The organism is Mycolicibacterium houstonense, assembly GCF_900078665.2.
In the GTDB taxonomy this organism is placed as follows: domain Bacteria; phylum Actinomycetota; class Actinomycetes; order Mycobacteriales; family Mycobacteriaceae; genus Mycobacterium; species Mycobacterium houstonense.
In genome coordinates, this window is record NZ_LT546207.1 from 5,208,159 (window position 1) to 5,233,552 (window position 25,394).

A 25,394-nucleotide genomic window follows, 5' to 3' on the forward strand; every position below is an offset into this window, starting at 1 on the left:
CCCGCCGATGTCCGGTCCTGTACCGCGGCGTCGGCCGCGCGACCATGGGTGTTGGCGTGCAACCCGAATGCCGGTGTGGTGGTGCGGGGTCCGTCACCGGGCGGGCTGCGGGCAGCCGAGGTGGCCCGCATCGTGGATCTGCCGCTGCTGGCTGCGATGCGCCCACAGGCCGGGATCGCCGAGGTCCTGGAGCGTGGCGGATTGCGGGTGCGGGCACGGTCGCCGCTGGGCTCGGCGGCTCGCCGGGTGCTGTCGGTGCTCGCCGGTCATCCGGTGCAGGAGGCCGCATGAGCTCGTCGCTGATCGATCGGGTGCGTGAGCGCCTGGTTGCCGAATCGTCGTCCCTGAGCCCGGGTGTGGTGGCCGCGGCGATCCGGGCCGAGTCGGGTGGGCTGCTCGGCGACACCGAGGTGTTGAGCAATCTCCGGTTGCTGGAAACCGAACTGACCGGAGCCGGAATCCTCGAACCGCTGCTGTGCGGGCCGACCACCACCGATGTGCTGGTCACCGCGCCTGATGCGGTATGGGTGGACGACGGCGACGGATTGCACCGCAGCACAATACGATTCGCCGACGAGGAGGCGGTGCGCCGGTTGGCGCAGCGGTTGGCGCTGCTGGCCGGGCGGCGGCTCGATGAGGCACAGCCCTGGGTGGATGGTCAACTCACCGACATCGGCGCGTTCACCGTGCGCCTGCATGCGGTGCTGCCTCCCGTCGCCGCCGCGGGCACCTGCCTGTCACTGCGGGTGCTGCGCCCGGCGACGCAGAACCTCGACTCTCTCACCGCATCTGGCGCGATCCCGCCTCCGGCTGCCGATCTGCTGCGCGCGATCATTCGGGCCAGGCTGGCGTTTCTGATCTCGGGTGGCACCGGCTGCGGTAAGACCACGCTGTTGGCCGCGGCGCTCGGGGCGGTCGCCGCCAATGAACGCATCGTCTGCGTCGAGGATGCCGCCGAGCTGGCTCCGGCGCACCCGCATCTGGTCAAGCTGGTGGCCCGCGGTGCCAATGTCGAGGGCGTCGGTGAGATCACGGTTCGCGATCTGGTCAGGCAGGCGCTGCGGATGCGTCCGGATCGGATCGTGGTCGGTGAGGTGCGCGGAGCCGAGGTGGTGGACCTGCTGGCCGCCCTCAATACCGGCCACGACGGCGGGGCGGGCACGGTCCATGCCAACAACCCGGCGGAAGTGCCGGCCCGGCTGGAGGCCCTCGGTGCGCTCGGCGGCCTGGACCGCGCGGCGCNGAGCTCGATCCGGTTGATCGTCATGTGCACCGGCCGCCAACCGTCCTCGGTGCGCATCCGCAGCACGGCGGCGGTGACCCCGCTGCCGAACTCGGTGGTCATCCTGGCCATGTGCCGGGCATCGGTCGGGTGGATGCGGGCCGGCCCGCCGTCGCGGTTGCGCCAGTCGAAGAACGGCGCGGGATCGTCGAGCCATTTCAACAACTTCCAGTTGTCCAGGTCGACGAGGGCCCGGTGCACGCCGGGCCGGGCCAGCCCGTTGAGGATGCGTTGGGCCAGCGTGTCGGGGGCGACCACCGCTTTCTCACGTTCGCTGCGCCAGTTCATCGCCCGGCAGATCAGCCGGTCGGAGCCGTCGTCGCGTGGTTCCCGGATCACTCGGGCCACGAAACCCACCGTGATGAGCTCGCCGTGGTGATCGGTGACGTCCCAGGTGGTGCACAACGTGTTGCCGACCACGGGTTTGATCGTCATGGCCAGCACCTTGGCCTCGCTGCCGTTGAGATCCCTGGCCGGCAGGTCGTCGGCGAAGGCCCGATCGTGGGTGGCTTCGGTTTCCGGATTCATCCCGCTGTTGTGCAGGGATTCGGGCGTGTCGGTGGCCACGCCCGCCGTGAGGTCCCAGACCAGCGGTCCGGGAACGGGGCGCTGCGGCGGATCGACGTCGGTCGGCCCGATCCAGACATGCACCCCGTGGATGTGGCCGTCGGACATCCGCACCACCTCGGTGCGGATCACGCGGTCGTTCTTGGGGGTGATGCTGCTGAGGGCCTGTCCGCCCAGCACGGTTTCCCTGATCGCGCTCTGAATTGCCATCAGGTGCGGATTCCGTCGCAGGAACACACTGATCGGGACGAGATTCTTCGTCTGCAAACCTCGCGCGACCACAACAGGCTCGCTACCCAGTGTCTCCACGAGCAGCCAGTCGTGGGTCATACGCGGCATTTTACCGGCGCGCCGAACGTGGTCGGCAGGCACAACGACGACGGAATCCGCACCTGCCGGCTGCGGATTCCGTCCCCAGATCGGCCGAGTGGGGGCTGCCGGCTTGCAAACATGAGTGAGTTCACGTAATTTTCCTGTGCGCCCGGCCTCCGGGATTGGGAACGGATCGAGTTGTCCGACCGTTCGTCGCAACGTCTGCGTGTTCGGCGTGGCCGGATGCAGCCACGTAGTTGTCGATCCGTGTAGTCGGCCGTCGAGGGGTCGGCCGTCAACACGGTCGGGGGATCGCTGAGGACGTACTCAGCGCGCCGAGCACCAGACGCAGCACTCGCACCGCGCCGGATTTGTCCAGCGGGTCATTGCCGTTGCCGCACTTCGGTGACTGCACGCACGACGGGCAGCCGTTCGGACATTCACACGCCTCGATCGCGTCGGCCGTCGCACCCCACCAGGTGCTCAGGTTGCGGAATCCGCGGTCGGCGAAGCCGGCACCGCCGGGATAGCCGTCGTAGACGAAGATCGACGGCAGGCCGTCCACCGGACCCACGGCCGTCGAGACCCCGCCGATGTCGCCGCGGTCGCAGCTGGCCACCAGCGGCAGCAGACCGATCGCCGCGTGCTCGGCGGCGTGCAGGCTCCCGGGCACCGCCAACGGATCAATGCCTCTGTCCTGCAATGCTTCCGGCGTGATCGTGCACATCACTGCCATGGTGTCCAGGGTGCTCGGCGGCATGTCCAGCTCCACGAAATCGATTACCTCGCCGTCTATTCGGCGACGCAGGTAGCCGACCACGGTATTGGTCACCGACACCGGCACCAGGCCCACCGTGACCGCGCCGAAGCTGCGGCGCTCGCCGGGGCCGGTGACGGAGATGTCGGTGAGTTCCCTGGCGAACGTGCTGTAACCGGGATCGGCGGCATAGACGAACGCCACCCCGTCCTCGAACGACAGCGAGTCGACCAGATAGGTCTCGCCCTGGTGCAGGTACACCGCGCCCGGGTGCAGCGAGGCGGCGGCCCGCCCGGCGCCTGTGCTGCCCAGCATCCGGCCGGTGTCGGCCTCCAGGATCGCGATCTGGCCGCCGCTGGAGCCGCGGATGTCGACCGCCGGGTGCGGGTCCACGCCGGGCGCGGGAAAGTACCCGCCCGGGCGCTTGCGCAGTAAGCCGTCGTCGACGAGGTCTTCGGCCACCGCCTCGGCGTCCCACCCGCGGACCTCGGTCTCGGTGAGCGGCAACTCGGCTGCCGCACAGAGCAATTGCGGGCCGAGTACGTGCGGATTCGTCGGGTCGATCACCACCCGCTCGATCGGTTTGTCCAGCAAGGCCGCCGGATGGTGCACCAGGTAGGTGTCCAGCGGATCGTCGCGGGCGATCAACACGATCAGCGCGCCCTGCCCGCGTCGTCCCGAGCGGCCGGCCTGCTGCCAGAACGACGTGACGGTGCCGGGAAAACCGGCCAGCACCACGGCATCCAGTCCGGCGATGTCGATGCCGAGTTCCAGCGCGTTGGTGGTCGCCAGCCCCCGCAGCCGTCCGTCGGCCAGCGCGTGTTCCAGCTCGCGCCGGTCCTCGGCGAGATAACCGGCCCGGTACGAGGCCACCTTGTCGGCCAGCTCCGGTGCGGTGTCCTCCAGCCGGGCGCGGGTTCCCAGCGCGGTCAGTTCGGCGCCGCGCCGCGACCGCACGAACGTCAACGTGCGCGCGCCCTCGGTCATCAAATCGGCCATCACCCGGGCGGCCTCGGCGCCGGCGGAGCGCCGTACCGGCGCGCCGTTCTCGCCGGTGAGGTCGTCGAGCAGGGCGGGCTCCCACAGTGCGATCGTGCGGGCGCCCTGCGGTGAGCCGTCCTCGGTGACCTCGGCGACGGTCTGGCCGATCAGCTCGGCGGCGGTCTCGGCCGGTGACGCGGTGGTGGCGCTGGCGAAGATCACGGTAGGGCCGACGCCGTCGGGCGCATATCTTGCGCACAACCGCAGCAGCCGGCGCAGCACCATGGCCACGTTGGAACCGAAAATGCCCCGGTAGTAATGGCATTCGTCGATCACGATGAACTTGAGGTGCCGGAGGAACACCGCCCAGCGGGCGTGGTTGCGCAACAGCGACAGGTGAATCATGTCCGGATTGGAGAAGATCCACCGCGACCGTTCTCTGGCGAACCGGCGCACCTCGGTCGCGCTGTCACCGTCATACGGCGCGGGCGCGACGTCGCGCAATGCGTCGACGGTGTCGCTCAGCTGCTGCGCGGTGCGCAGCTGGTCGTGCCCGAGCGCCTTGGTCGGCGACAGGTAGAGCACCCGCGCCTGTCGATCCTCGGCCAGCGTCGACAGAATCGGTAGTTGATAGGCCAACGACTTTCCCGACGCCGTTCCGGTGGAGATCACCACGTGTTGCCCGGCGTGGGCCAACTCGGCCGCCGCGAGTTGATGCGACCACGGCGCGGCGATGCCCCGGTCTCCCAACGCCTGAACGACCTCCGGATGGGCCCAATTCGGCCAGTGCAACGGTTTGCCGTGTCGCGGAGGTAAATCCGCAACATGGCGTAGCGGATCTTCGCCGGCCGGGGTGCCCTCGACAGCGCAAGCGAGCAGCTCACGGCCGAAATCTGACCCCTGATCCAACACTGTTCTTCCTCCTGCGCAGCACCCCGCCGATGTCGGCCCGGTTTTGTAAACGAATTGTTCACCACGCGCCGCATGCCGAGACTGTCGCAGCAGCCCCGAACATGATTGACTGATCACGGTCGCAGCTTCTGTGTTTGTACTCGCACTCGCAGGATCGTCGTTGCGATCGCGGTTCCTGCGAGGGTTGTAGGTCGGGTCAGTTCCGGGCGACTCCACGAAGGTATGGCGGTCGGAACGGGCCCGGTACGCCGGAAGTCGGTGGACCGCACCCGGTTGAAAGAGAAGGAAAGAACAAAAGATGCCACAGGGAACTGTGAAGTGGTTCAACGCGGAGAAGGGCTTCGGCTTCATTGCTCCGGAGGACGGCTCTGCCGACGTGTTTGTCCACTACACGGAAATCCAGGGCAGCGGATTCCGCACCCTGGAGGAGAACCAGAAGGTTGAGTTCGAGGTCGGCCAGAGCCCCAAGGGGCCGCAGGCCACGGGTGTTCGGGCCATCTGAGCCAAACAAACCCAACGAGACGCCCCCGTGTGAGTCCATACCGGACACCGCGGGGGTGTTCTCGTTTTTGCGGCTCGAGCTGGCTTAGTGTCGATTCGTGAGCCAGCTGTCCTTCTTCTCGGCCGAGTCGGTGCCGCCCGCGGTGGCCGACCTGACCGGGGTGCTCGCCGGGCCGGGGCAGGTTGTGCTGGGCGCCAATGGCGGCGAGCAGGCGGCCCGGATTTCGGTGGTGGTCGACGAGCTGTGGCGCGCTCACGGCCTGGCCGAGATGATCAGCGACGCCGGCCTGGTGCCCGAGATCGCCCGGACCGACGAGAACACCCCGCTGGTGCGCACGGCGCTGGATCCCCAGCTGACGCTCATCGCGCGGGAGTGGACCCGGGGTGCGGTCAAGACGGTGCCGCCCGGGTGGCTGCCCGGCTCGCGTGAGCTACGGGCCTGGACGCTGGCGGCCGGGACGCCCGAGGCCGACGACCGCTATCTGCTCGGGCTGGACCCGCATGCACCCGATACGCACGCTCCGCTGGCCGCGGCCATGATGCGGGTGGGAATCGCCCCGACCCTGATCGGGACCAGGGGCTCGCATCCGGCGCTGCGGATCAGCGGGCGACGACGGCTGTCGCGCCTGGTAGAGAACGTCGGCGAAGCACCGGGGGACGCGGCGGCGACGGCCTACTGGCCACGTATTTAATGGTGCACACGCGGAGAGCCGGTTTGCGTAGGCTCGCGCGTAATGCGAAATTGTCAGTTGCCGGGCGTGGCGCGGCAACTATAGAAGTGGAGCGTAAGCACAGTTGGCTGGCGATAGCGGCAGCGGTAGCAAGGGGAACATCCGGCGACTCGTGATTGTCGAGTCGCCGACCAAGGCGCGCAAGATCGCCGGCTACCTGGGCTCCAATTATGTTGTCGAATCCTCCCGCGGACACATCCGCGACCTGCCGCGCAATGCCGCGGACGTGCCCGCCAAGTACAAATCCGAGCCGTGGGCCCGGCTCGGGGTCAATGTCGACGACAACTTCGAACCGCTCTACATCGTCAGCCCCGAGAAGAAGAGCACCGTCACCGAGCTCAAGGACCTGCTCAAGGGCGTCGACGAGCTCTATCTCGCGACGGACGGTGACCGCGAGGGTGAGGCGATCGCCTGGCACCTGCTGGAGACGCTGAAGCCCAAGGTGCCCGTGAGGCGGATGGTGTTCCACGAGATCACCGAGCCGGCCATCCGGGCGGCCGCCGAAAACCCGCGTGACCTGGACATCGCGCTCGTCGACGCGCAGGAAACCCGCCGTATCCTCGACCGGCTCTACGGCTACGAAGTTTCGCCCGTGCTGTGGAAGAAGGTTGCGCCGAAGCTGTCGGCCGGCCGGGTGCAGTCGGTGGCCACCCGCATCATCGTGCAGCGCGAACGGGAGCGCATGGCGTTCCGCAGCGCCGGCTACTGGGACGTCACCGCCGAGCTCGACGCCTCCGTGTCCGATCCGCAGGCCACGCCACCCAAGTTCACCGCCAAGCTCAACACCGTCGACGGCCGCCGCGTCGCGACCGGTCGCGATTTCGACTCGCTGGGCCAGGTTCGCAAGCCCGACGAGGTGCTGGTGCTCGACGAGGCCAGCGCCGGAGCCCTGGCGAGCGGGCTGCGCGGGGCGCAACTGGCGGTCAGCTCCGTCGAGCAGAAGCCGTACACGCGCAAGCCCTACGCGCCGTTCATGACGTCGACGCTGCAACAGGAAGCCGCCCGCAAGCTGCGGTTCTCCTCGGAGCGCACCATGAGCATCGCGCAGCGGCTGTACGAGAACGGCTACATCACCTACATGCGTACCGACTCGACGACGTTGTCGGACTCGGCCATCAATGCTGCCCGCAACCAGGCTCGTCAGCTCTACGGCGACGAGTACGTGCATCCGTCGCCGCGGCAGTACACCCGCAAGGTCAAGAACGCCCAGGAGGCGCACGAGGCCATCCGGCCCGCCGGTGACGTGTTCCAGACCCCGGGGCAGCTGCACGCGCAGCTCGACACCGACGAGTTCCGGCTCTACGAACTGATCTGGCAGCGCACGGTGGCCTCGCAGATGGCCGACGCGCGCGGCACCACGCTGTCGCTGCGCATCGCCGGTACCGCCCGTGGCGGCGAGCAGGTCGTCTTCAACGCCTCCGGTCGCACCATCACCTTCCCCGGCTTCCTCAAGGCCTACGTCGAGAGCCTCGACGAGCAGCAGGGCGGCGAGGCCGACGACGCCGAGAGCCGCCTGCCGAACCTGACCCAGGGCCAGCGCGTCGACGCCGCCGACCTGACCGCCGACGGCCACCAGACCAGCCCGCCGGCCCGCTACACCGAGGCCTCGCTGATCAAGGCCCTCGAAGAGCTGGGCATCGGCCGCCCGTCGACCTACAGCTCGATCATCAAGACCATCCAGGACCGCGGCTACGTGGTCAAAAAGGGCAGTGCGCTGGTTCCGTCCTGGGTTGCCTTCGCTGTGGTGGGCCTGCTGGAGCAGCACTTCGGCCGGCTGGTGGACTACGACTTCACCGCGGCCATGGAGGACGAGCTCGACGAGATCGCCAACGGTCAGGAGCAGCGCACCAACTGGCTGTCGAACTTCTACTTCGGCGGTGAGCACGGAGTCGAGGGCTCGATCGCCCGGGCCGGTGGCCTCAAGCATCTGGTCGGCGGGAACCTCGAAGGCATCGACGCGCGAGAAGTCAACTCGATCAAGCTCTTTGACGATGACGAGGGTCGCGCGATCGTAGTTCGGGTGGGCCGCAACGGGCCGTACCTGGAGCGGATGATTGCCGATCCGGACAATCCGGGCGAGCTCAAGCCGCAGCGGGCCAACCTCAAGGATGAGCTGACCCCCGATGAGCTGACGCTCGAGTTGGCCGAAAAGGCTTTCGCCACACCGCAAGAGGGTCGGGTGCTGGGCGTTGATCCGGCCACGGGGCACGAGATCGTCGCCAAGGATGGACGTTTCGGTCCTTACGTCACCGAGATCCTGCCGGAACCCCCGGAGGATCCGGACGCGGGGACGACGGCCAAGAAGGGCAAGAAGCCCACCGGACCCAAGCCGCGCACCGGATCCCTGTTGCGCTCAATGGATCTGGAGACGGTGACGCTCGACGACGCGCTCAAGCTGTTGTCGTTGCCACGCGTGGTCGGAGTCGACCCGTCCAACAACGAGGAGATCACCGCGCAGAACGGCCGCTACGGCCCATACCTCAAGCGTGGCACCGACTCTCGTTCGCTGGCCACCGAGGAGCAGATGTTCACCATCACCCTCGAGGAAGCGCTCAAGATCTACGCCGAGCCCAAGCGCCGGGGGCGCCAGGCCGCTGCGGCCCCGCCGCTGCGCGAGCTAGGCACCGACCCGGCCTCGGGCAAGCCGATGGTGATCAAGGACGGCCGCTTCGGGCCCTACGTCACCGACGGTGAGACCAACGCGAGCCTGCGCAAGGGCGACGACGTCGCCTCGATCACCGACGAGCGGGCTTCGGAGCTGCTGGCGGACCGGCGGGCTCGTGGGCCGGCCAAGAAGGCCGCCAAGAAGGCGCCTGCGAAGAAGGCCGCCGCCAAAAAGGCCGCTGCCAAGAAGGCACCGGCGAAGAAGGCCGCCGCCAAGAAGGCCTGACGCTTCTAGCCCGTCACGTCGCTTTCGGCCTGGCGCTCCAGGTCGCGCGGCAGCACCAGGTTCATCGGGCGGGCCAGCTGGGTGGGCACGGTGCGGCCGCGCAGTTCCACGATCTCGCCCACGTCCCAACTCAGCGCCTCGGCATCCAGGGCACCGCTGACCGCGATCGCCGAGGCCAGCACGTGGCCCTCTTCCAGCTTCGCGAGCTCCGTGAGCCGCGCGGCCTCGTTGACCGGGTCGCCGATCACGGTGTACTCGAAACGGGCCTGAGCGCCGATGTGGCCGGCGATCGCCCGCCCGGCCGAGACGCCGATACCGAACTCGATGTCGGTGCCCAGCACGCTGAGCAGCTCGTCGTGCAGTTCACGCGAGGCGGCCAGCGCACCCCCGGACGCGTCGGGATGCTCGATCGGTGCCCCGAAGATGGCCAGGGCCGCGTCACCCTGGAACTTGTTGACGAAGCCGCCGTGCCGGTTGACCGTGTCGACGATGACCCGGAAGAACTCGTTGAGCAGGTTCACCACGTCGCCGGCCGGGATTGTCGACGCCAGGTGCGTCGACCCCACCAGGTCCACGAAGAGCACCGCCACGTCGCGTTCCTGACCGCCCAGCTCGGTGCCGCGCTCCAGCGCCCGGCGGGCGACGTCCTCGCCCACGTAGCGGCCGAACAGGTCGCGAAGGCGTTGCCGCTCGGCGAGCTCGCGCACCATGTCGTTGAACCCGGCCTGCAGGAGGCCGAGCTCGCTGGCGTCGTAGATCTGCATGTGCGCGTTGTAGTTTCCGCGCTGCACCTCGCCGAGCGCCCAGCGCAGCTGGCGCAGCGGGTCGGCGATCGACATCGCCACGAGCACGGTGCCGGACAGCCCGATCACCAGCGCCGCGATCGCCAGCAGCAACAGCGGGGTGATCAAGCGGTCGGTGGAGGCGGTCAGGATGGAGAATTTGCTGGCCACCAGGGCCAGCACGATCGCCAGCACCGGCACGCCGGTGGACAGCACCCAGGTGAGCACCTGGCGCAGGATCACGCCCGGTGCGTGGAAGTTCTCCGGCACCCCGCCGCGCAGCGCCGCCACGGCGACCGGGCGCAACACCCGCTCGGACTGCAGATACCCGATGATCGCGGTGGCGGTGGCGCCCAGCGCGGTGGCCACCAGGACCACGGGAGCCGACTTACTGGCCACCGGCCAGCTGGCCACGATGAACACGATCGAGCCCAGGAACCAGTTCGTGACGCTGATCAGGGTGCGGTAGAACGGCATCTTCAGGGCCCGCGCCCGGGCCAGCTCGGTGATGCTGGGGTCCGTTTTGGCAGACAGGGTGTCGCGGCGCTGCCACCGGATCACCGGGATCAGCAGCCGCAGGGCCAGGTAGGCGCCGACGGTGAACGACACGAACAGATACCCCAGGAAGATCGCCAGGTTGAACACCGGCAGGTCCTGGAGCTGGATGCGATCCTCCGGCGGGAGGCCGAACCGGAGGAAGCCGAGCACGAACAGCGCGCCGATGATGTCGGCCTGCAGCATGCCCAGCGTGAACACCGGCCACGGGGTGCGCGCGACCCATCGCGCGAATGCACCGATTCGCGCGACGGGTATGGGCTCCGTGGTCACCCGTTTACCGTATCGGGCCGCGGGGACGTTGAGCGCCGCTGTGACGTGGTTGTGTCGGCTTGACCACTACTGTTGAGTGCGATGAGCGGGGTTTTTTCGCGTCTGGTGGGCCAGCACGCCGTGGAACAGGAGCTGGTGACGGCCGCGATGGCGGCCCGGGGTGATTCGCCACACAGTGGCACCACCGTCGGGACCATGACACATGCGTGGCTGATCACCGGTCCGCCCGGATCAGGGCGTTCGGTGGCCGCGTTGTGCTTCGCGGCGGCGCTGCAGTGCACGTCCGAGGGGGTTCCGGGGTGCGGCGAGTGCCGTGCCTGCACCACCACGATGGCCGGAACCCACGCCGACGTGCGGCGCATCGTGCCCGAGGGGTTGTCCATCGCCGTCAAGGAGATGCGCGAGATCGTCCAGATCGCCTCGCGCCGGCCCGGGACCGGGCGGTGGCAGATCGTGGTGATCGAGGATGCTGACCGGCTCACCGAAGGGGCGGCGAATGCGCTGCTCAAGGTGGTGGAGGAGCCGCCGCCGTCGACGGTGTTCCTGTTGTGCGCGCCGTCGGTGGACCCCGAGGACATCGCGATCACGCTGCGCTCCCGCTGCCGGCACGTCGCGCTGACCACACCGTCGGTGGATGCCATCGCCGACGTGCTGATCTCCGGTGACGGACTGCCGGAGGCGGATGCCCGCTGGGCGGCGTCGGTCAGCGGCGGTCACGTGGGCCGCGCACGGCGGCTGGCGACCGATNGCGGCGGCAGAAATCCCGCCAGACCAGGGCCTCCCGCGACGCGCTCGACCGGGCGTTGATCGATCTGGCTACCTACTTCCGCGATGCCCTGCTGGTGTCGTCGGGAGCCACGGCGGTGACCGCCAACCACCCGGACATGGCCGAGAAAGTGGAGGCCATGGCCGCGCACGTGCCACCGGACCGGCTGCTGCGCTGCATCGAGGCGGTGCTGGAATGCCGGGAAGCGCTGGCCACCAACGTCAAGCCGAAGTTCGCGGTCGACGCCATGGTGGCCACCGTCGGGCAGGCGTTGCGTGGGTGACTTTGGTCCTGGCTGACCTCTGCCGTAGACTCGTGCCGCCCGGTCTGCCGGGTGCGCCACCTTAGCTCAGTCGGTAGAGCAATTCACTCGTAATGAATAGGTCAGGAGTTCGATTCTCCTAGGTGGCTCCATGTTTTAGGCGACCAGCGCGTTGACTTTGAATCCACGCACACCGCTCCCGGCACAACTGCGGCGTCAGCTCAAAGTCAACGCAAAGGCTCTAGTCCTTGCTCAGCGCTTCACGCGCCACGTTGCGGGCGGTATTCGCGGCGGGGAACCCCGCGTAGCCACTGGCGTGATAAATGACCTCGGCGATCTCGTCCTCGGTGAGGCCGTTCCTGAGCCCGATCCGGACATGCGACTTGAACTCATCGGTGGCGCGCAGGGCGATCAGGATGCCCATGGTGACCAGACTGCGGTCACGACGGCTCAGGCCGTCGCGGCTCCACAGCCGACCGAAGACATTGTCGACGCCGATCGCCATCAGTTCATCGCCGAAGGTTCCGTCCGGTTCGACAACGTCGGCCGGCATGTGCGGAACCATCTCCTGGAGGACACGCAGACCCTCTTCGCGTACATCTGTCATGCCTGTCAGCTTGGCATGAGGTCAGGGCTACTCCCCAGTGGCAGTGATGACGACGACCGGTGCGTCCTCGGCAAGGAACGCTTTGGACTTGATTTTGGTGCTGGTGAATGCCGCGTCCAACTGAGGACCGGAAAGGTAGCCGCTTTGCGGAAGCAAATCGTGCAACGACTCCCAGACGTCCGGCCAGTTCGTGGTCGGAATCGGGCGGTACTTCGTCTTCAGATCATCAGCGGTGGACGGCGTCAGCTCAACGATGCTGTCGATCCAATACAAAGACGGTCCAGGGACCTCGGGATCACCCATGTCTCCGCTGACCCACGAGGCGGCGACAGGCGACCCGAGCGCGGGGAAGCGCTTGGTCAACGGTTCCAGCTCATGCCGGACTGGGTTGGAGGTGGTCTTGCCTGCGGGAGCGGTCACGGTTCTCTCCATCTGTTGCCCATCAAGTGAACTGGGGAAACACGCTGAAAGCGCGACAGCGACCAATGTCAGTGGCAGCGCTACAGCGCTAACCCTGCTCACCCCACGAGAATTCGTCACGGCAGCGTCACTCCTCCGGTGTTGCGATTGTTGTCGGGCGGTCGCACGCCACCTGGACTGCCTCTGCCATCCACACGGTCCTCGCGTCCGGGATTGAATTGTGGTTGGCCACCCTGATCGGCGCTCGGCGCATTGCCCAATTCCCAGGTGACGGTTCGGGTGACTTCCCCGTGTGAGTCGAAAGGCCTGGCCCATCCCAGTTCCGTGAATCTGCCATTCTCGTTGTCAGATGCTCCGGTGCCGATATCAGACTGGCCTCGATTGAAGTTGTAGTGGTCTTCGGCATGCACCGTGACTGTCATCGTGACCGTGTTGCCTTCAACCTTGACGTCAGCGCTGCTCCACTGTTGGTATCCGCCAACGGCTTTCTGCCAGTTTTCTGTGGTGGGGTAATTCGCGGTCGGATTTGGATCGCCTGTCATCGAAAACGACGTGTTGCCTGCCCGGATCAATTCCTCGGCTCCGCGCTGCGCGCGGCTGATCTGATCATCGACGTTGGCGCGTATGCCCGGGTCCTCGCGGTAGGCCTCCTCGTAGTCAAATTCGATTGGCCGACCGTCGTTATCCCAATAATGCCGGTACATTTGGGTTGCGTCATCGAGGTCTCCGCGCAGCAATCTGCCACCGGCGAGCTTCGCCTCCCATTCGGCCCGCTTGAGGTAATCGCGCGGGCCGGGCTCAGCGGAGTTGTACTCGAAGTCCTCGTCCCAGTGGATATCGGGTTTCGTAGGGGGGCCGATGACAAACTCTGATCCGCCGGGCTCCCCCGGTTGCGACCCAGGCTCGCCCGGCTTTTCGTCGGATTTCTGCTCATCCCCGGGCTTGTCCTGTGGTGAGCTGCTGCCCTCCTCGTCCCGCGTGAACCTTTGACTCGTCAGCCCGTCGTACTCGTTCTTGATCCCCGTGACTCGAGTGCCGATCCCGAACATGTCCCGGTTGGCGTTCTGCACCGTGGTGTTGACCTGGCTGATGCCCTGGTTGGCGATCGGAATGAGTTTGTTCTCCCGATCTTGGGCGCTGGTCGGCGGCAGCGAGGCGACCATGCTCTCGACCCAGGACTTGGTGGCATCGAGTTGATTGCGTCCGTTGGTTACGACGTTGGCGGCGTTGGTGACCTCGGCGGCCATCCTCCTGTCGAGGTCAGCCAGCTTTTCGTAGACGCCGGCATGCTCTGTGTTGGCAGCGGCATAGGCCTGCGACGCCGTGCCCTGCCAGCGGTCGTCTGGGGCAGCCGACTCGATCATGCCCTTCATTCGTATCAGCTGAGAGGCGCTGCTGTTGTGGTCGTTGCCGTCGGTGGGGGTGCCTTCCCCAAAGGTGGCTCTGGCTTTATTCCACGTGGAGTAGAAGCCATCCAGCGCGCTCACAGAACGTCCCCCTCAAGAGGTTCCCGACAGTTGACCGTCAGTATCTCAGCACGGGAATCATCGGGGTGCCAGGAATCCGACGGGCCCGGGGGAGATGCAGACCGACAGGGCGGCGGTGTTGGCGCTCACCGAAATCGATTGCCCCGCGCCGGGCAGCCGGACGAAGACGCGGTTGAGCCCGGGTCGCACCGGGACCTTCACCTCGGGGCCTTCGGCCAGGGCCATGGTCAACGACCCGTCGCTGTTGGCCAGGTAGTTGATCTCGGCGGTCCAGTCGGCCGGCAGCAGTGGCCCGTCGAGTGGCATGACGGCGGGTTCGTCGGGTTGGATCAGGAATCCGCATTTGGGTGCGGGACCCTCGACGATGGTGCGCACCCAGGTCACTTTCGCCGGAACCAGCGTCCCGGTCCGGTCGAACATGCGCAGATCGGTTGTGGCCGAGGCGAACTCGGGTCGGGGCGAGGCCAGGGCGAACATGTGGCTGGCCAGGTTCTCCGGGGCGGCGACGCGCTGCAGGATCAGCGGGTCGACCTCCTGGTCCAGCAGGGGCGCGGCGGGGGAGGTGGCAGCCAATGACGCCCGGGCATTGTTCAAGTACGCCGGCACGGGGCTGTCCTGCCAGACCTTCAAGAAGGTGAAGGTCGAATACAGGCTGCTCACCACGAAAAGCACTGCTACGCCGACACATATCGCCGACCGGGCCGGCGACGCGGAGAACCGTGCGCTCCGGTTCGGCGCGCAGAATCCGACGGCGGCCAGCAGGGCCAGCACCACCACCAGGTCCGGCAGGTAGCGCAGGGTCTGCGCCAACTCCAACGCGGTGAACCGCGACGAGCGCATCAGATAGATCGGAATCTGGCAGGCGACGGCATAGCCCAACGCCACCACCAGCACCGGCCAGATGCGGGCCTTGCGCACCAGCACCACCGCGATGGCGACGACCAGAACCACCCAGCCCAGCACCGTCACCGAGACGGGCGGCGTGGCCCATGGCGAGGCCGGCGCCCAGCGCTGCCAGGACCATGGCCCGCCCACCAGGCCCGGCACGATGCCGTGGGTGAACGAGCGGCTCAGCAGGTCCCAGGTCATCGCGACGTCGAAGCTCCAGCGCTTCTGGTCGACGACGAGCAGATACACCCCGATCCAGGCGACCAGAAGCGCCAGGGACCCGACCCATAGCCGAAGACCGCGCTGCCAGACCTCGCGCACGGAAAAGGTGCCCGTCACGTACCCGAGCAGCGCCACCACCGCGAAGGCCACGAATGGGATCACGGCGGCCTTCTCGAAGAACAGCAGCCCGCCCAGAAAGACGAGCACACCGACGACCGCGTGCCGGGGGTTCCCGGTCCGCACCAGCAGTACGGCCTCACCGACCACCCACGCCAGCGCCGCCTGCATGGGCAGCGTGTTCAGCCCGGCTGCCCACCACGCGAACCCGGGCAGGGCCAGTGGGGTGAACAGCGCGAAGGTCAGCGGGATCAGCAGCACCGGCCGCCAGCCCAGGATCACCCACAGCGCCCGCAGCAGTGCCAGCGAGGCCAGCAGCTGCAACACCACCAGGCTCAGTGCGGCCAGCACCCAGGAGAACGGTGCCAGCCGGGTGACCGCGCCGGACGCCAGGAACGCCGCGGGCATGACGTGGCCGTCGTGGTCGTCGAACAGGAACGACGGCGACAGCAGATTCTGGGTGCCGGCCCGGCCGATCAGGATCAGATCGTCCCAGTAGAAATAGCCGCCGAATGCGAGGATCGCCCGGATCACCAGGTGCAGCGCGATCAGCGCGGCGGCTGTGCGGGCGATCTTGTTCACTCTTGCCGACTGTACGGACACAGCGGGGCCACACTCGTCGTCGGTATGGTGTGGCCGTGCGAACACTGGTGACAGGAGCGGCAGGTTTCATCGGATCGACGCTGGTCGATCGGCTGCTGGCGGACGGGCACAGCGTCGTCGGGCTCGACGACCTGAGCTCGGGACGGGCAGAGAACCTCAGCAGCGCCGACAACAGCGACAACTTCGAGTTCGTCAAGGCCGACATCGTGGACGCGGACCTGCTGGGCCTGCTCAAGGACACGCAGCCCGAGGTGATTTTCCACCTGGCCGCGCAGATTTCGGTCAAGCGTTCGGTGGACGATCCGCAACTGGATTCCACGGTGAACGTGGTGGGCGTGGTTCGGTTGGCCGAGGCGGCCCGCCAGGCCGGTGTGCGCAAGGTGGTGCACACATCCTCGGGCGGCTCGGTCTACGGCACCCCGCCGTCCTACCCGACGAGCGAGGACGCCCCGACCAATCCGGCGTCGCCGTATGCGGCAGGCAAGGTGGCCGGCGAGGTGTACTTCAACATGTTCCGCAATCTGTACAACCTGGATTGCTCGCACATCGCCCCGGCCAACGTCTACGGTCCGCGTCAGGATCCGCACGGTGAGGCCGGTGTGGTGGCGATCTTCGCCCAGGCGCTGCTGGCCGGGCGGCCCACCAAGATCTTCGGCGACGGTTCCGACACCCGTGACTATGTGTACGTCGACGACGTCGTCGACGCGTTCGTCAAGGCGTCCGGGACCGACGGCGGCGGTCAGCGGTTCAACGTCGGCACCGGGGTGGAGACCTCGACCCGCGAGATGCACACCGCGATCGCGTTGGCGGTCGGCGCGGCCGACGAGCCGGAGATGCACCCGCCGCGACTCGGCGACCTGCGTCGTTCCCAACTCGACATCAGCCGGGCCCGTGACGTGCTCGGCTGGCGGCCGCAGGTGGATCTGGCTGCGGGTATCCCGAAGACGGTCGAATTCTTCCGGAGTAATTCTCAGTAAAAGATTGTGAGTACTCACTTTCTGCTCTAGCGTTGCGTCATGTCCTACGACGTCATCGTTCGCAACGGCCTGTGGTTCGACGGCACCGGCACCCATCCGCGGGTCCGCACGCTGGGTATTCGTGGCGGGGTGGTGGCCACCGTGTCCGCCACGCCGCTCGACGAGACCGGGTGTCCGGACGTCATCGACGCCGGCGGCAAGTGGGTGCTGCCCGGCTTCGTCGACGTGCACACCCACTACGACGCCGAGGTACTGCTCGATCCGGGCCTTCGGGAATCGGTGCGGCACGGCGTCACCACCGTGCTGCTGGGCATGTGCTCGCTCTCGACGGTCTACTCCGACGCCGACGACGCTGCCGATCTGTTCAGCCGGGTCGAGGCGGTCCCGCGTCAGTTCGTGGTGGGCGCCCTGAACCAGCACCGGACCTGGTCGGGTCCGGCCGAATACGTGAAGGCCATCGATGAGCTGCCGCTCGGCCCGAATGTCGCGTCGCTGCTTGGGCATTCGGATTTGCGCGCCTCGGTGCTCGGCCTGGACCGCGCCACCACCCGCGGGGTCACCCCGACCGACGCCGAGCTGGAAACCATGGCGGCCAAGCTCGACGAGGCGCTTGAGGCGGGCATGCTCGGCATGTCGGGCATGGATGCGGCGATCGACAAGCTCGACGGGGACCGGTTCCGGTCCCGCGCCTTGCCGTCGACGTTCGCCACCTGGCGGGAGCGCAGGCGGTTGATCAAGGTGCTGCGCAAGCGCGGACGGATGCTGCAGAGTGCGCCGAGTACGGCCAAAGCCTATGAGGCACTGAACTTCTTCCTGGAGAGCAGCGGCCTGTTCGGCCGGCGCCCGGGCGTGCGGATGAGCCTGCTGGTCTCGGCCGACGCGAAGTCCGCGCCCGCCGCGGTGCACGTGCTGGGCCCGGGCGTCCGGTTGCTCAACCGAATCCTGGGTGCCAAGGTGCGGTTCCAGCATCTGCCGGTGCCGTTCGAATTGTATTCGGACGGAATCGATCTGCCGGTGTTCGAGGAGTTCGGCGCGGGGACGGCCGCGCTGCATCTCAAAGATCAGCTCGAGCGCAACAAGCTGCTCGCCGACCCCGAGTACCGCCGCCGGTTCCGCAAGTCGTTCGACCGGCGCGTGCTCGGACCGACCCTGTGGCACCGTGACTTCCACGACGCCACCATCGTGGAATGCCCCGACCAGACGCTGATCGGCAAGAGCTTCGGGCAGATCGCCGATGAGCGCGGCATCCACCCGCTCGACGCCTTCCTCGACGTGCTCGTCGACAACGGTGAGCGCAACGTGCGCTGGACCACCATCGTGGCCAACAACCGGCCGAAGTACCTGGACCGGCTGGCCAAGGATCCATCGGTGCACATGGGGTTCTCGGATGCCGGTGCGCACCTGCGCAACATGGCCTTCTACAACTACCCGGTGAAGCTGCTCAAGCGGGTGCGTGACGCCCAGCTCGCCGGCCGGCCGTTCATGACCACCGAGCACGCCGTGCACCGGTTGACCGGCGAGGTGGCCGACTGGTTCGGCGTCGCGGCGGGCACGCTGCGCCAAGGGGACCGGGCCGACTTCGTCGTGCTCGACCCGGCCGGCCTGAACGACACCGTCGAGGCGTACCACGAGGAAGAGGTCCCGTTCTACGGCGGCCTGAGCCGCATGGTGAACCGCAGCGACGACGCCGTCGTCGTGACCGCGGTCAACGGGCAGGTGGTGTTCCGCAACGGGCAGTTCCGCGACGGCTACGGTGAGTCGGTGAAATCGGGTCGCTATCTGAGGGCCGGCGCGCAGCAGCTGGACCATACGCCGGTCTGAGATGGCCAGAACGCAACAGCAGCGCCGCGAGGAAACCGTCGCCCGCCTCCTCGACGCCGGTATCCAGACGATCATCGAGGTCGGCTACGCCAAGGCTTCGGCGGCGGTGATCGCCAAGCGGGCCAAGGTTTCCGACGGCGCGCTGTTCCGGCATTTCCCGACCATGAGCGACTTCATGGCGGCCACGGCGCAGGAGGTGGCGCGCCGTCAGCTGGAGTTGGGCAGCAAGCTCGTCGCGGAGATCCCCGCCGACCAGCCGGCGCTACCGGCGGTGCTGACGATCCTGCGGGACATCGCGGGCAGCGATACCAACACCGTGTGGCACGAGCTGATGATGGCGGCCCGCACCGACGAAAAACTGCGGGGCCCACTGCAGACGGTGCTCGCCGAATACATCGACAACATCTACGAGGTCGCCAAGACGACGCCGGGAGTCGATCAATTCCCGGAGGACGTGTTCGCCGTGCTGCTGACCATCGTGGTCAACACGTTCGACGGGGCCGCCATGGTGCGCCGTGTGCTGCCGCTGCCGGAACTGGAAGAGGCCAGGATCGCGGCGCTGACACGGCTGCTCAGTCAGTAGCCCGCGGATCCTCGTCGGGCACCCGGACGTTCTGCAGCGCGACGGCCCGGGCCAGCCGGGCGTAGCGCAGTTCGATGTCCTTGAGCCGCAGGTAGGTCGACAGCGTCACGAACACGAACGCGATGATGAGTACGTACTCCATCAGGTCCGTACCGCGGTCCACCCCAAGCCAATTGGCCACCACGGTGGTGTCGTCGGGACGCAGGATCGCATAGATGCCCGCCGCCACGAACAGCACGAAACCGACCTTCACCCACGCCTTGGACCGGGCGCTGCGCCGTGACCCCAACAGGTAGGCCAACAGCACCAGCACCGAGATGATCAGCAGCGCCTGGATCCAGTTCATCGGGACAGCCTCCTGCGCAACAGCCCGTCGAAGACGATGTTCACCCCGTTGAGCAGCGGCTGACCCTTCGACTTCGAGTAGTCGGTGTAGAGGATCTCGACCGGCTCCTCGACCACGCGCCACTGGTTCTCGTATGCCAGTGAGATGAACTCACCGGCGTGGCTCATGCCGTTCATGGTGAGGTCGAGTTCGTCGGCGACCCGCTTGTTGAACACCCGCAGCCCGTTGTGCGCGTCGGTGAGGCCGAGTGCGCGGCTCTGCGGGCTGAGGAACGCCGCGGCCCGCAGGATGATCCGCTTGAGCGGGGGCGTGTGCGTCACCGCATGGGCATCCCGGCTGGCGAACCGGGTGCCGATCACCAGGTCGACCTGATCGGCATCCAGCCGGTCGATCATCCGGACCACATCCTTGACCTGATGCTGGCCGTCGGCGTCGAACGTCGCGAACACCTTCGCCCCGGGGCGGCTCCGCGCGTACTCGACGCCGGTCTGGATCGCGGCGCCCTGGCCGAGGTTGACCGGGTGACGCACCACGTGTGCGCCCGCGCTCAGGGCCCGGTCGCCCGTCTCATCGCGGCTGCCGTCGTCCACACACACCACGTACGGGAAAACCGAGCGCACGTCGGAGATGACGTCGCCGATGATGCTCGCCTCGTTGAAGGCGGGGATGATGATCCAAACGTCGTGAAAGCGCATGTCGATGGGGCCTAACCTACACGCTCACCGCATGGACAACCTGATGAGCGCGCCCAGGTGAACCGCGATGCCCACCAGTGGTCCGCACAGCAGCGCGATGATGGTGCGCTCCTCCAGTCCGAGCGGCAGCAGCAACAGGCCCACCGCCGCGACCGTGGCGATGATCCAGCCCGCCGCGTAGGCGCGGTGCAGCGCGGCGGCNTGGAAGTAGAGCCCGTCGGCTTCCAGTCGCACCAGGTCACCGCTGCGGTAGGCCCGGCTCCAGCCCAGGGTCGGCATGGCGGCGTACTTCTCGGCGTCTTTCTCGGGATCGAGATAGCGGGCCAGGCCCACGCCGCCGATGACCAACTCGCCGACCTCACCGATCGCCACCGGCAGGCCCTCGGCGTTCACCACCGCCAGATCCCAGCCGGCCAGTGGCAGTCCGATGCTGACCGGGCCCTGCCCGTCCAGTTGTGCGGCGCAGGCCACCACCGTCGCCTCGGTGGGGCCGTAGGTGTTCCACACCTCGCGGCCGTCCACCGCCAGGCGTGCGGCCAACTCGGGCGGGCAGGCCTCGCCGCCGAAGATCAGCAGCCGCACGGCCTCTAGCGCCTCGGCCGGCNGTCGCCGCCGCGACAGCCACCCGGATGCCGGCATCGGTGACCATCAGGGCTCCGTATTCCGTCCACCGGTTCACCCCGGCGAGCATGCCGAGCAGCGTCGCGTGCAGACAGAATCCGGCCAGGCCGACACTGAGCAGTACCACGCTCAGGGCCCGCGACTCGGCGAACACGTGCGAGCTCCACAGCGGCGAGCTGACCGCGATGACCACGGCGGCGACGATGCCGACCAGCCCCGCGATCCGCATGGGGTGGGTGCTCGGCCCGGTGCTCAGGTCGCGATGCCGAGACGAGCGCACCTCACGGGTGGCCTCCTGCAACAGTCCGTTGGCGGCCCCGGTCACCAGGCCGAACGCACCCCAGAACACGCTGAAGATCGAGAAGCCGGCCGGCTCCAGATCCCGGGCGGCCAGGTACAGCACGGCGTACCCGCACAACGCGCTGATCGCCGTCGCCAGCCCGACGCGGGCGACGCTGCTGCGCGTTATGGGTCCTGTGGCCGGTGCACCACCGCCATCGGTCACAGGTCCGGCAGCTCTTTCGAATACAGCCAGGACTGCCAGAACGGCTGCAGAGACTCGTCGGTATAGCCGGCGGCCAGCCCGGTGAAGTCGTCGGTGAAGGCCGTGCTGTGCCGGTAGCGGGCCGTCCAATCTCTCAGCAGGGCAAAGAAATCCCGGTCTCCGATCCGGGTCCGCAGCGCGTGCAGGGTCAGGGCGCCGCGCTTGTACACGCGGTCGTCGAACATGTCCTCTGGTCCCGGGTCGGACAACAGCAGGTCCTGCGGCAGCCCCCGCAATTTCTGGTGATAATGCTCGGCCCACTCGGCGGCGGTGCGGCCCCCGCTGTGTTCGGACCACAGCCACTCCGCGTAGCAGGCGAAGCCCTCGTGCAGCCAGATGTCGCGCCAGCGCCGGGCCGTCACGGAATTGCCGAACCACTGGTGGGCGAGTTCGTGTGCGATCAGCCGTTCGGCGCTGCGGTGCCCGTCGCAGTGATTGGCTCCGAAGATCGAGATGCCCTGGGCCTCAAGCGGTATCTCGAGGTCGTCGTCGGTGACCACCACGGTGTAGCCGTTGGCGAGTGGGTAGGGGCCGAACAGCTTGATGAACAACTTCATCATCTGCGGCTGGTGTTCGAAGTCGTGGGCGAACTCGCGGCGCAACCGGGCCGGCAGCACGGCGTGCATGGGCACCGGTGTCTTGGTCAGGCGCTGACTCTCGTACTGGCCGATCTGCAGGGTGATCAGATAGCTCGATGTCGGTTCGGGCTGCTCGTAGGTCCACACGGTGTGTCCGGCGCGGGCCTTGCGGGAGACCAGCTCGCCGTTGGCCAGCGCGTAATACGGGCTGTCGGTGCTGATCTGGATGCGGTAGCTGGCCTTGGAGCTGGGGTGGTCGTCGCACGGGAACCAGGACGCCGCGCCGTTGGGCTGGCCGGCCACCAGGGCGCCGTTGGACAGCTCTTCGAAACCGACCTCACCCCAAAAGGATTCGATGGGACGCGGGGTGCCGTTGTAGCGGACGACGACGGTCATCGCGGCGCCGGCCGGCAGCGCCGAGGGCAGCGTGATCGACAACTTGTTGCCCGAACATCGGTACTGTGCCGGGCGCCTGCCGTTCACCGAAACCCGGGACACGGTAAGGGCGTCGGACAGATCCAGGGTGAAGGTGCGCAGCGCGGCCAGCGTCACCGCGGTGATGGTGGCCGTCCCGGACAGCCGGTTGATGGCCACCTTGTACTCGAGCTCGAGCTCGTACCGCGACACCCGGTACCCGAAGTTGCCGTTGCGCGGCAGGTACGGATCGATAACGGGCGGTGGGACCAACTTCTTGGCAGCTTTCTTGGATCGGGTCACGCGGCGGGTTCTTCTGTTTTCCTGGCGGTCTTGTCGGTGCCGGCCTTCTCGGCGGCGCGCTTCTTACCGAACATGTTCCACGGCGCGATCGGATTGCCCTGCCATCGGGTGGACGGCGGCACCTCGTCGCCGCGCATCACCAGTGAGCCCGGCCCGACGGTGGCGCCGGCACCCAGCCGGGCCGCGGGCAGTGCCACGCAGTGCGGCCCCAGCGTCGAACCCTCTTCGAGGACAACGCTGTCCAGCCGCATGATGCGATCGTGGAACAGGTGGGTCTGCACGACGCAGCCACGGTTGACGGTGGCGGCGGTGTCCAGGGTCACCAGATCGGCCTCCGGCAGCCAGTACGTCTCGCACCACACCCCGCGGCCGATCGAGGCGCCCAGCCCGCGCAGCCACAGGTTCATCACCGGGGTGCCGCTGGCGGCCCGGGCGAACCAGGGTGCGGCGACGGTTTCGACGAAGGTGTCCGACACCTCGTTGCGCCAGACGAACGACGACCACAGCGGATGCTCGACGGCGCGGATCCGGCCGACCACCAACCATTTCGCGATCACCGCGATGGTTCCGGCCACGGCTCCGGCGACCAGCAGCACCATGCCACCGGTCAGGGTCGCCCACAGGAAGCCGAACCGGATCGTGACCGCCTGCAGCGCGCCGAGCACCGCGATGCCGATCGCGAAGGTGACGATCACCGGGATCAGCCGGCAGGTCTCCACCGCGGAGCGCATGATCTTGAGCCGGAGCGACGGATGGAAGGTGCGCAGCGCATCGGCCGCGGTGGCGTTGCGGCGCAACCGAACCGGTGGACTGCCCAGCCACGACGAACCGGCCTTGGCCTTGTGCGGCGTGGCGGACAGCACGGCCACCAGGCCGTCGTTGGGCACCTTGCGGCCCGGCTGGGTGATGCCCGAGTTGCCGAGGAAGGCGCGCTTGCCGATGGTGGCCTTGGCGACGTGGATCCAGCCTCCGCCCAGTTCGTAGGACGCCACCATGGTGTCGTCGGCCAGGAAGGCACCGTCCTGCACCTCGGTGAACTTCGGGGTGAACAGCGCGGTCGAGATCTCGGTGTCCTTGCCGACTTTCGCGCCGAGCAGCCGCAGCCACCACGGCGTGAGCAGGCTGGCGTAGATCGGGAACAGGTAGTTGCGGGCCGCGTCCATCAGGCGTTCGGTGGTCCACAGCTGCCAGCCCACCCGGCTGCGCACCGGGTGGTAGCCCTCCGAGAGCCGGACGGACAGGATGCGCACCCCGATCACCGTCAGCGCCGCATAGGTCAGCAGCGCGACGACGGCCGCGGCGGGGGTCCAGGCCAGCGCGGGCAGCAGGGCGTCGGCCGGCGATGCGGTGTCGTGCACCCCCCAGACGATCACCGCCAGGCCCGCGGCCAGGGCGAGCAGGGGCAGGCCGGCCAGCAGAAGCGAGGACACCCCGTACACCGCGACCCACAGCGGGGCGCGTTTGGGCCGGTGATCCGGCCACGGGTGGCGCGCCTTGCCCGATTTCACCGCGGGCGAGCCCTTCCAGTACTGGCCGTTCTTGACCTTGCCGACCACCGCGGATCCGGGCGCCACATCGGCGTTCTTGCCGACGATCGCGCCCGGCAGCAGCGTGGTGCGGGCCCCGATGGTGGCGTCGTTGCCGATCGACACCGGGCCGACGTGGAACCGGTCGCCGTCGATCCAGTGGCCGGTCAGGTCCACCTCGGGCTCGACCGAGGCGCGGTGGCCGATCTTGAGCATGCCGGTCACCGGCGGTGCGGAATGCATGTCCACGCCCTTGCCCACGGTGTTGCCCAGGGCGCGGGCGTAATAGACCATCCACGGCGCACCGGCCAAGTTCTCGGCGCCGCTGGCATCGGCCAGCCGTTCGGCGATCCACACCCGCAGGTGCACCGCGCCGCCCCTGCGGTAGGTGCCGGGCTCCAGCCCACCCAGCAGCATGCGGGCGAACAGCACCGCGATGCCCATCCGGCCCAGCGGCGTGACGAACAACACGAATCCGGCCAGCACCCACCACCAGCTCAGCGGGTGCGCCCAGGACACCAGACCGAGTTCGGCGGCCACGTTGTTCAACAGCGCCAGCCACACCACCCACTGCATGCCGGTGAGGGTGGCCAGCGGCAGCGACAGCGCCACCTGGGCGGCCTGGGTGAGCAGCGGGGTCGGTTTGACCTCGCGCGACTGGATCTGCGGTGGCGGCTTGAGCTCGTCGAGATACCCGGCCAGCGAGCCCAGCCGCGGGTGGTCGTACAGGTCGGCGACGGTCACCAGCGGGTAACGCTGGCGCAGCGCGGCCACCAACTGAGCCGCGGACAGCGAGCCACCGCCGAGCGCGATGAAATCGGCTTCGGGTCCTTCGACGGGAGTGCCGAGCACATCGCGCCACAGACCGGCCAGCCAGCCCATGGTGCCGTCGAGTTGGGGGGCGTCCTGGTCGGCGCCACCCGGCGGTGGCCACGGCAGCGCGTTGCGGTCGACCTTGCCCGAGGTGCNCGTAGAGCGCATAGCTGCCCGAGGGCATCCGGATGCCGATCTTGTCGCCGCGGCCGATGCCGCGGGCGGCCAGCCACGCCACGCTGTCGGCGACATCGGCGG

At 67.9% G+C, this 25,394-nt stretch carries 15 protein-coding genes, 1 tRNA gene and 7 pseudogenes; 10 read left to right on the top strand and 13 right to left on the bottom strand.

The annotated features are described in order from the left end of the window. Together BN4332_RS26190 and BN4332_RS26195 are read left to right on the top strand one after the other, a co-directional pair. A pseudogene (locus BN4332_RS26190) lies at positions 1 to 291 on the top strand (septum site-determining protein Ssd); the annotation flags it as partial. Then, positions 288 to 1,250 (top strand): annotated as a pseudogene (locus BN4332_RS26195) (TadA family conjugal transfer-associated ATPase); the annotation flags it as partial. The pseudogenes BN4332_RS26190 and BN4332_RS26195, both read left to right, overlap by 4 nt. Here BN4332_RS26195 and BN4332_RS35120 read toward each other — a convergent pair. Beyond that, positions 1,244 to 2,179 (bottom strand): annotated as a pseudogene (locus BN4332_RS35120) (PAS domain-containing protein); the annotation flags it as partial. The pseudogenes BN4332_RS26195 and BN4332_RS35120 sit on opposite strands and share 7 nt — an antisense overlap. Positions 2,180 to 2,456: 277 nt before the next feature. After that, on the bottom strand, positions 2,457 to 4,811 hold the full coding sequence (locus tag BN4332_RS26205; protein ID WP_066902358.1) for a DNA 3'-5' helicase SftH: 2,355 nt from the start codon (positions 4,809 to 4,811) through the stop codon (positions 2,457 to 2,459). A gap of 298 nt (positions 4,812 to 5,109) precedes the next feature. Between BN4332_RS26205 and BN4332_RS26210 the strand changes: the two genes are divergently transcribed. The 3 genes from BN4332_RS26210 to topA all read left to right on the top strand — a co-directional run bounded on the left by BN4332_RS26210 (position 5,110) and on the right by topA (position 8,933). Next, positions 5,110 to 5,313: a cold-shock protein gene (locus tag BN4332_RS26210; protein WP_003882601.1), complete on the top strand. Its 204-nt coding sequence runs from the start codon at positions 5,110 to 5,112 to the stop codon at positions 5,311 to 5,313. A 97-nt stretch (positions 5,314 to 5,410) separates the two neighbouring features. Then, positions 5,411 to 6,004 (top strand): hypothetical protein, encoded by a 594-nt coding sequence (locus tag BN4332_RS26215; RefSeq protein WP_066902359.1) that lies wholly within the window; start codon positions 5,411 to 5,413, stop codon positions 6,002 to 6,004. Between the two features lie 103 nt (positions 6,005 to 6,107). Then, positions 6,108 to 8,933 carry a type I DNA topoisomerase gene (gene topA, locus BN4332_RS26220; RefSeq protein WP_066902360.1) on the top strand — a complete coding sequence of 942 codons (2,826 nt, stop codon included), beginning with the start codon at positions 6,108 to 6,110 and terminating at the stop codon, positions 8,931 to 8,933. Positions 8,934 to 8,938: 5 nt separating this feature from the next. Here the strand turns inward: topA and BN4332_RS26225 are convergent, their stop codons facing one another. Further along, entirely contained in the window at positions 8,939 to 10,543 is a 1,605-nt protein-coding gene (locus BN4332_RS26225) for an adenylate/guanylate cyclase domain-containing protein (protein WP_066902361.1), read from the bottom strand. An 81-nt stretch (positions 10,544 to 10,624) separates the two neighbouring features. Here BN4332_RS26225 and BN4332_RS26230 point away from each other — a divergent pair. Both BN4332_RS26230 and BN4332_RS26235 read left to right on the top strand, forming a co-directional pair. Further along, a pseudogene (locus BN4332_RS26230) lies at positions 10,625 to 11,592 on the top strand (DNA polymerase III subunit delta'). Between the two features lie 55 nt (positions 11,593 to 11,647). Continuing rightward, positions 11,648 to 11,723 (top strand) — tRNA-Thr (locus BN4332_RS26235). Positions 11,724 to 11,812: 89 nt separating this feature from the next. Here the strand turns inward: BN4332_RS26235 and BN4332_RS26240 are convergent. The 4 genes from BN4332_RS26240 to BN4332_RS26255 all read right to left on the bottom strand — a co-directional run bounded on the left by BN4332_RS26240 (position 11,813) and on the right by BN4332_RS26255 (position 15,894). Next, the gene (locus BN4332_RS26240; protein ID WP_066902362.1) at positions 11,813 to 12,178 is read right to left on the bottom strand and encodes a carboxymuconolactone decarboxylase family protein; all 366 of its coding nucleotides are present in this window, start codon (positions 12,176 to 12,178) and stop codon (positions 11,813 to 11,815) included. 27 nt (positions 12,179 to 12,205) lie between these two features. After that, the gene (locus BN4332_RS26245) at positions 12,206 to 12,598 is read right to left on the bottom strand and encodes a hypothetical protein (protein WP_160110939.1); all 393 of its coding nucleotides are present in this window, start codon (positions 12,596 to 12,598) and stop codon (positions 12,206 to 12,208) included. Between the two features lie 116 nt (positions 12,599 to 12,714). After that, positions 12,715 to 14,085, bottom strand: coding sequence for an EspA/EspE family type VII secretion system effector (locus BN4332_RS33835; RefSeq protein WP_200820354.1), 1,371 nt, complete (start codon positions 14,083 to 14,085; stop codon positions 12,715 to 12,717). A 57-nt stretch (positions 14,086 to 14,142) separates the two neighbouring features. Then, positions 14,143 to 15,894: a hypothetical protein gene (locus tag BN4332_RS26255; RefSeq protein ID WP_066902364.1), complete on the bottom strand. Its 1,752-nt coding sequence runs from the start codon at positions 15,892 to 15,894 to the stop codon at positions 14,143 to 14,145. Between the two features lie 56 nt (positions 15,895 to 15,950). Here BN4332_RS26255 and BN4332_RS26260 point away from each other — a divergent pair, with 56 nt between their 5' ends. Genes BN4332_RS26260 through BN4332_RS26270 form a run of 3 tightly spaced genes read left to right on the top strand, consistent with a single transcriptional unit; the run spans position 15,951 to position 19,296 of the window. Then, positions 15,951 to 16,892 carry a GDP-mannose 4,6-dehydratase gene (locus BN4332_RS26260; RefSeq protein WP_066902384.1) on the top strand — a complete coding sequence of 314 codons (942 nt, stop codon included), beginning with the start codon at positions 15,951 to 15,953 and terminating at the stop codon, positions 16,890 to 16,892. A 39-nt stretch (positions 16,893 to 16,931) separates the two neighbouring features. Beyond that, positions 16,932 to 18,713, top strand: coding sequence for an N-acyl-D-amino-acid deacylase family protein (locus tag BN4332_RS26265; protein WP_066902365.1), 1,782 nt, complete (start codon positions 16,932 to 16,934; stop codon positions 18,711 to 18,713). Position 18,714: 1 nt separating this feature from the next. Next, entirely contained in the window at positions 18,715 to 19,296 is a 582-nt protein-coding gene (locus tag BN4332_RS26270; protein WP_066902366.1) for a TetR/AcrR family transcriptional regulator, read from the top strand. On the opposite strand, the gene BN4332_RS26275 is transcribed toward BN4332_RS26270, so the two are convergent. The 6 genes and pseudogenes from BN4332_RS26275 to BN4332_RS26305 all read right to left on the bottom strand — a co-directional run. After that, positions 19,286 to 19,642, bottom strand: coding sequence for a DUF2304 domain-containing protein (locus BN4332_RS26275; protein WP_066902367.1), 357 nt, complete (start codon positions 19,640 to 19,642; stop codon positions 19,286 to 19,288). The two genes, BN4332_RS26270 and BN4332_RS26275, sit on opposite strands and share 11 nt — an antisense overlap. Then, complete coding sequence (gene ppgS, locus BN4332_RS26280) at positions 19,639 to 20,337, bottom strand: polyprenyl-phospho-N-acetylgalactosaminyl synthase PpgS (protein WP_066902368.1); 699 nt, start codon at positions 20,335 to 20,337, stop codon at positions 19,639 to 19,641. Before ppgS ends, BN4332_RS26275 begins: the two co-directional genes overlap by 4 nt. Before the next feature lie 192 nt (positions 20,338 to 20,529). Further along, positions 20,530 to 20,940 (bottom strand): annotated as a pseudogene (locus tag BN4332_RS26290) (AMP-binding protein); the annotation flags it as partial. After that, positions 20,930 to 21,463 (bottom strand): annotated as a pseudogene (locus tag BN4332_RS34685) (polysaccharide biosynthesis protein); the annotation flags it as partial. The pseudogenes BN4332_RS34685 and BN4332_RS26290, both read right to left, overlap by 11 nt. Then, a complete protein-coding gene (locus BN4332_RS26300; protein WP_066902370.1) occupies positions 21,460 to 22,797 on the bottom strand; it encodes a M1 family metallopeptidase in 1,338 nt (445 codons plus the stop codon). The gene BN4332_RS26300 and the pseudogene BN4332_RS34685, both read right to left, overlap by 4 nt. Then, a pseudogene (locus tag BN4332_RS26305) lies at positions 22,794 to 25,295 on the bottom strand (Pls/PosA family non-ribosomal peptide synthetase); the annotation flags it as partial. The gene BN4332_RS26300 and the pseudogene BN4332_RS26305, both read right to left, overlap by 4 nt. Positions 25,296 to 25,394 lie beyond the last annotated feature (99 nt).

Excerpts from the sequence above, each read along its gene's own strand:
- BN4332_RS26210 (WP_003882601.1), top strand. The coding sequence starts at position 5,110 with ATGCCACAGGGAACTGTGAAGTGGTTCAACGCGGAGAAGGGCTTCGGC.
- BN4332_RS26240 (WP_066902362.1), bottom strand. The coding sequence starts at position 12,178 with ATGACAGATGTACGCGAAGAGGGTCTGCGTGTCCTCCAGGAGATGGTT.
- BN4332_RS26265 (WP_066902365.1), top strand. The coding sequence starts at position 16,932 with ATGTCCTACGACGTCATCGTTCGCAACGGCCTGTGGTTCGACGGCACC.
- BN4332_RS26270 (WP_066902366.1), top strand. The coding sequence starts at position 18,715 with ATGGCCAGAACGCAACAGCAGCGCCGCGAGGAAACCGTCGCCCGCCTC.
- BN4332_RS26275 (WP_066902367.1), bottom strand. The coding sequence starts at position 19,642 with ATGAACTGGATCCAGGCGCTGCTGATCATCTCGGTGCTGGTGCTGTTG.
- ppgS (WP_066902368.1), bottom strand. The coding sequence starts at position 20,337 with ATGCGCTTTCACGACGTTTGGATCATCATCCCCGCCTTCAACGAGGCG.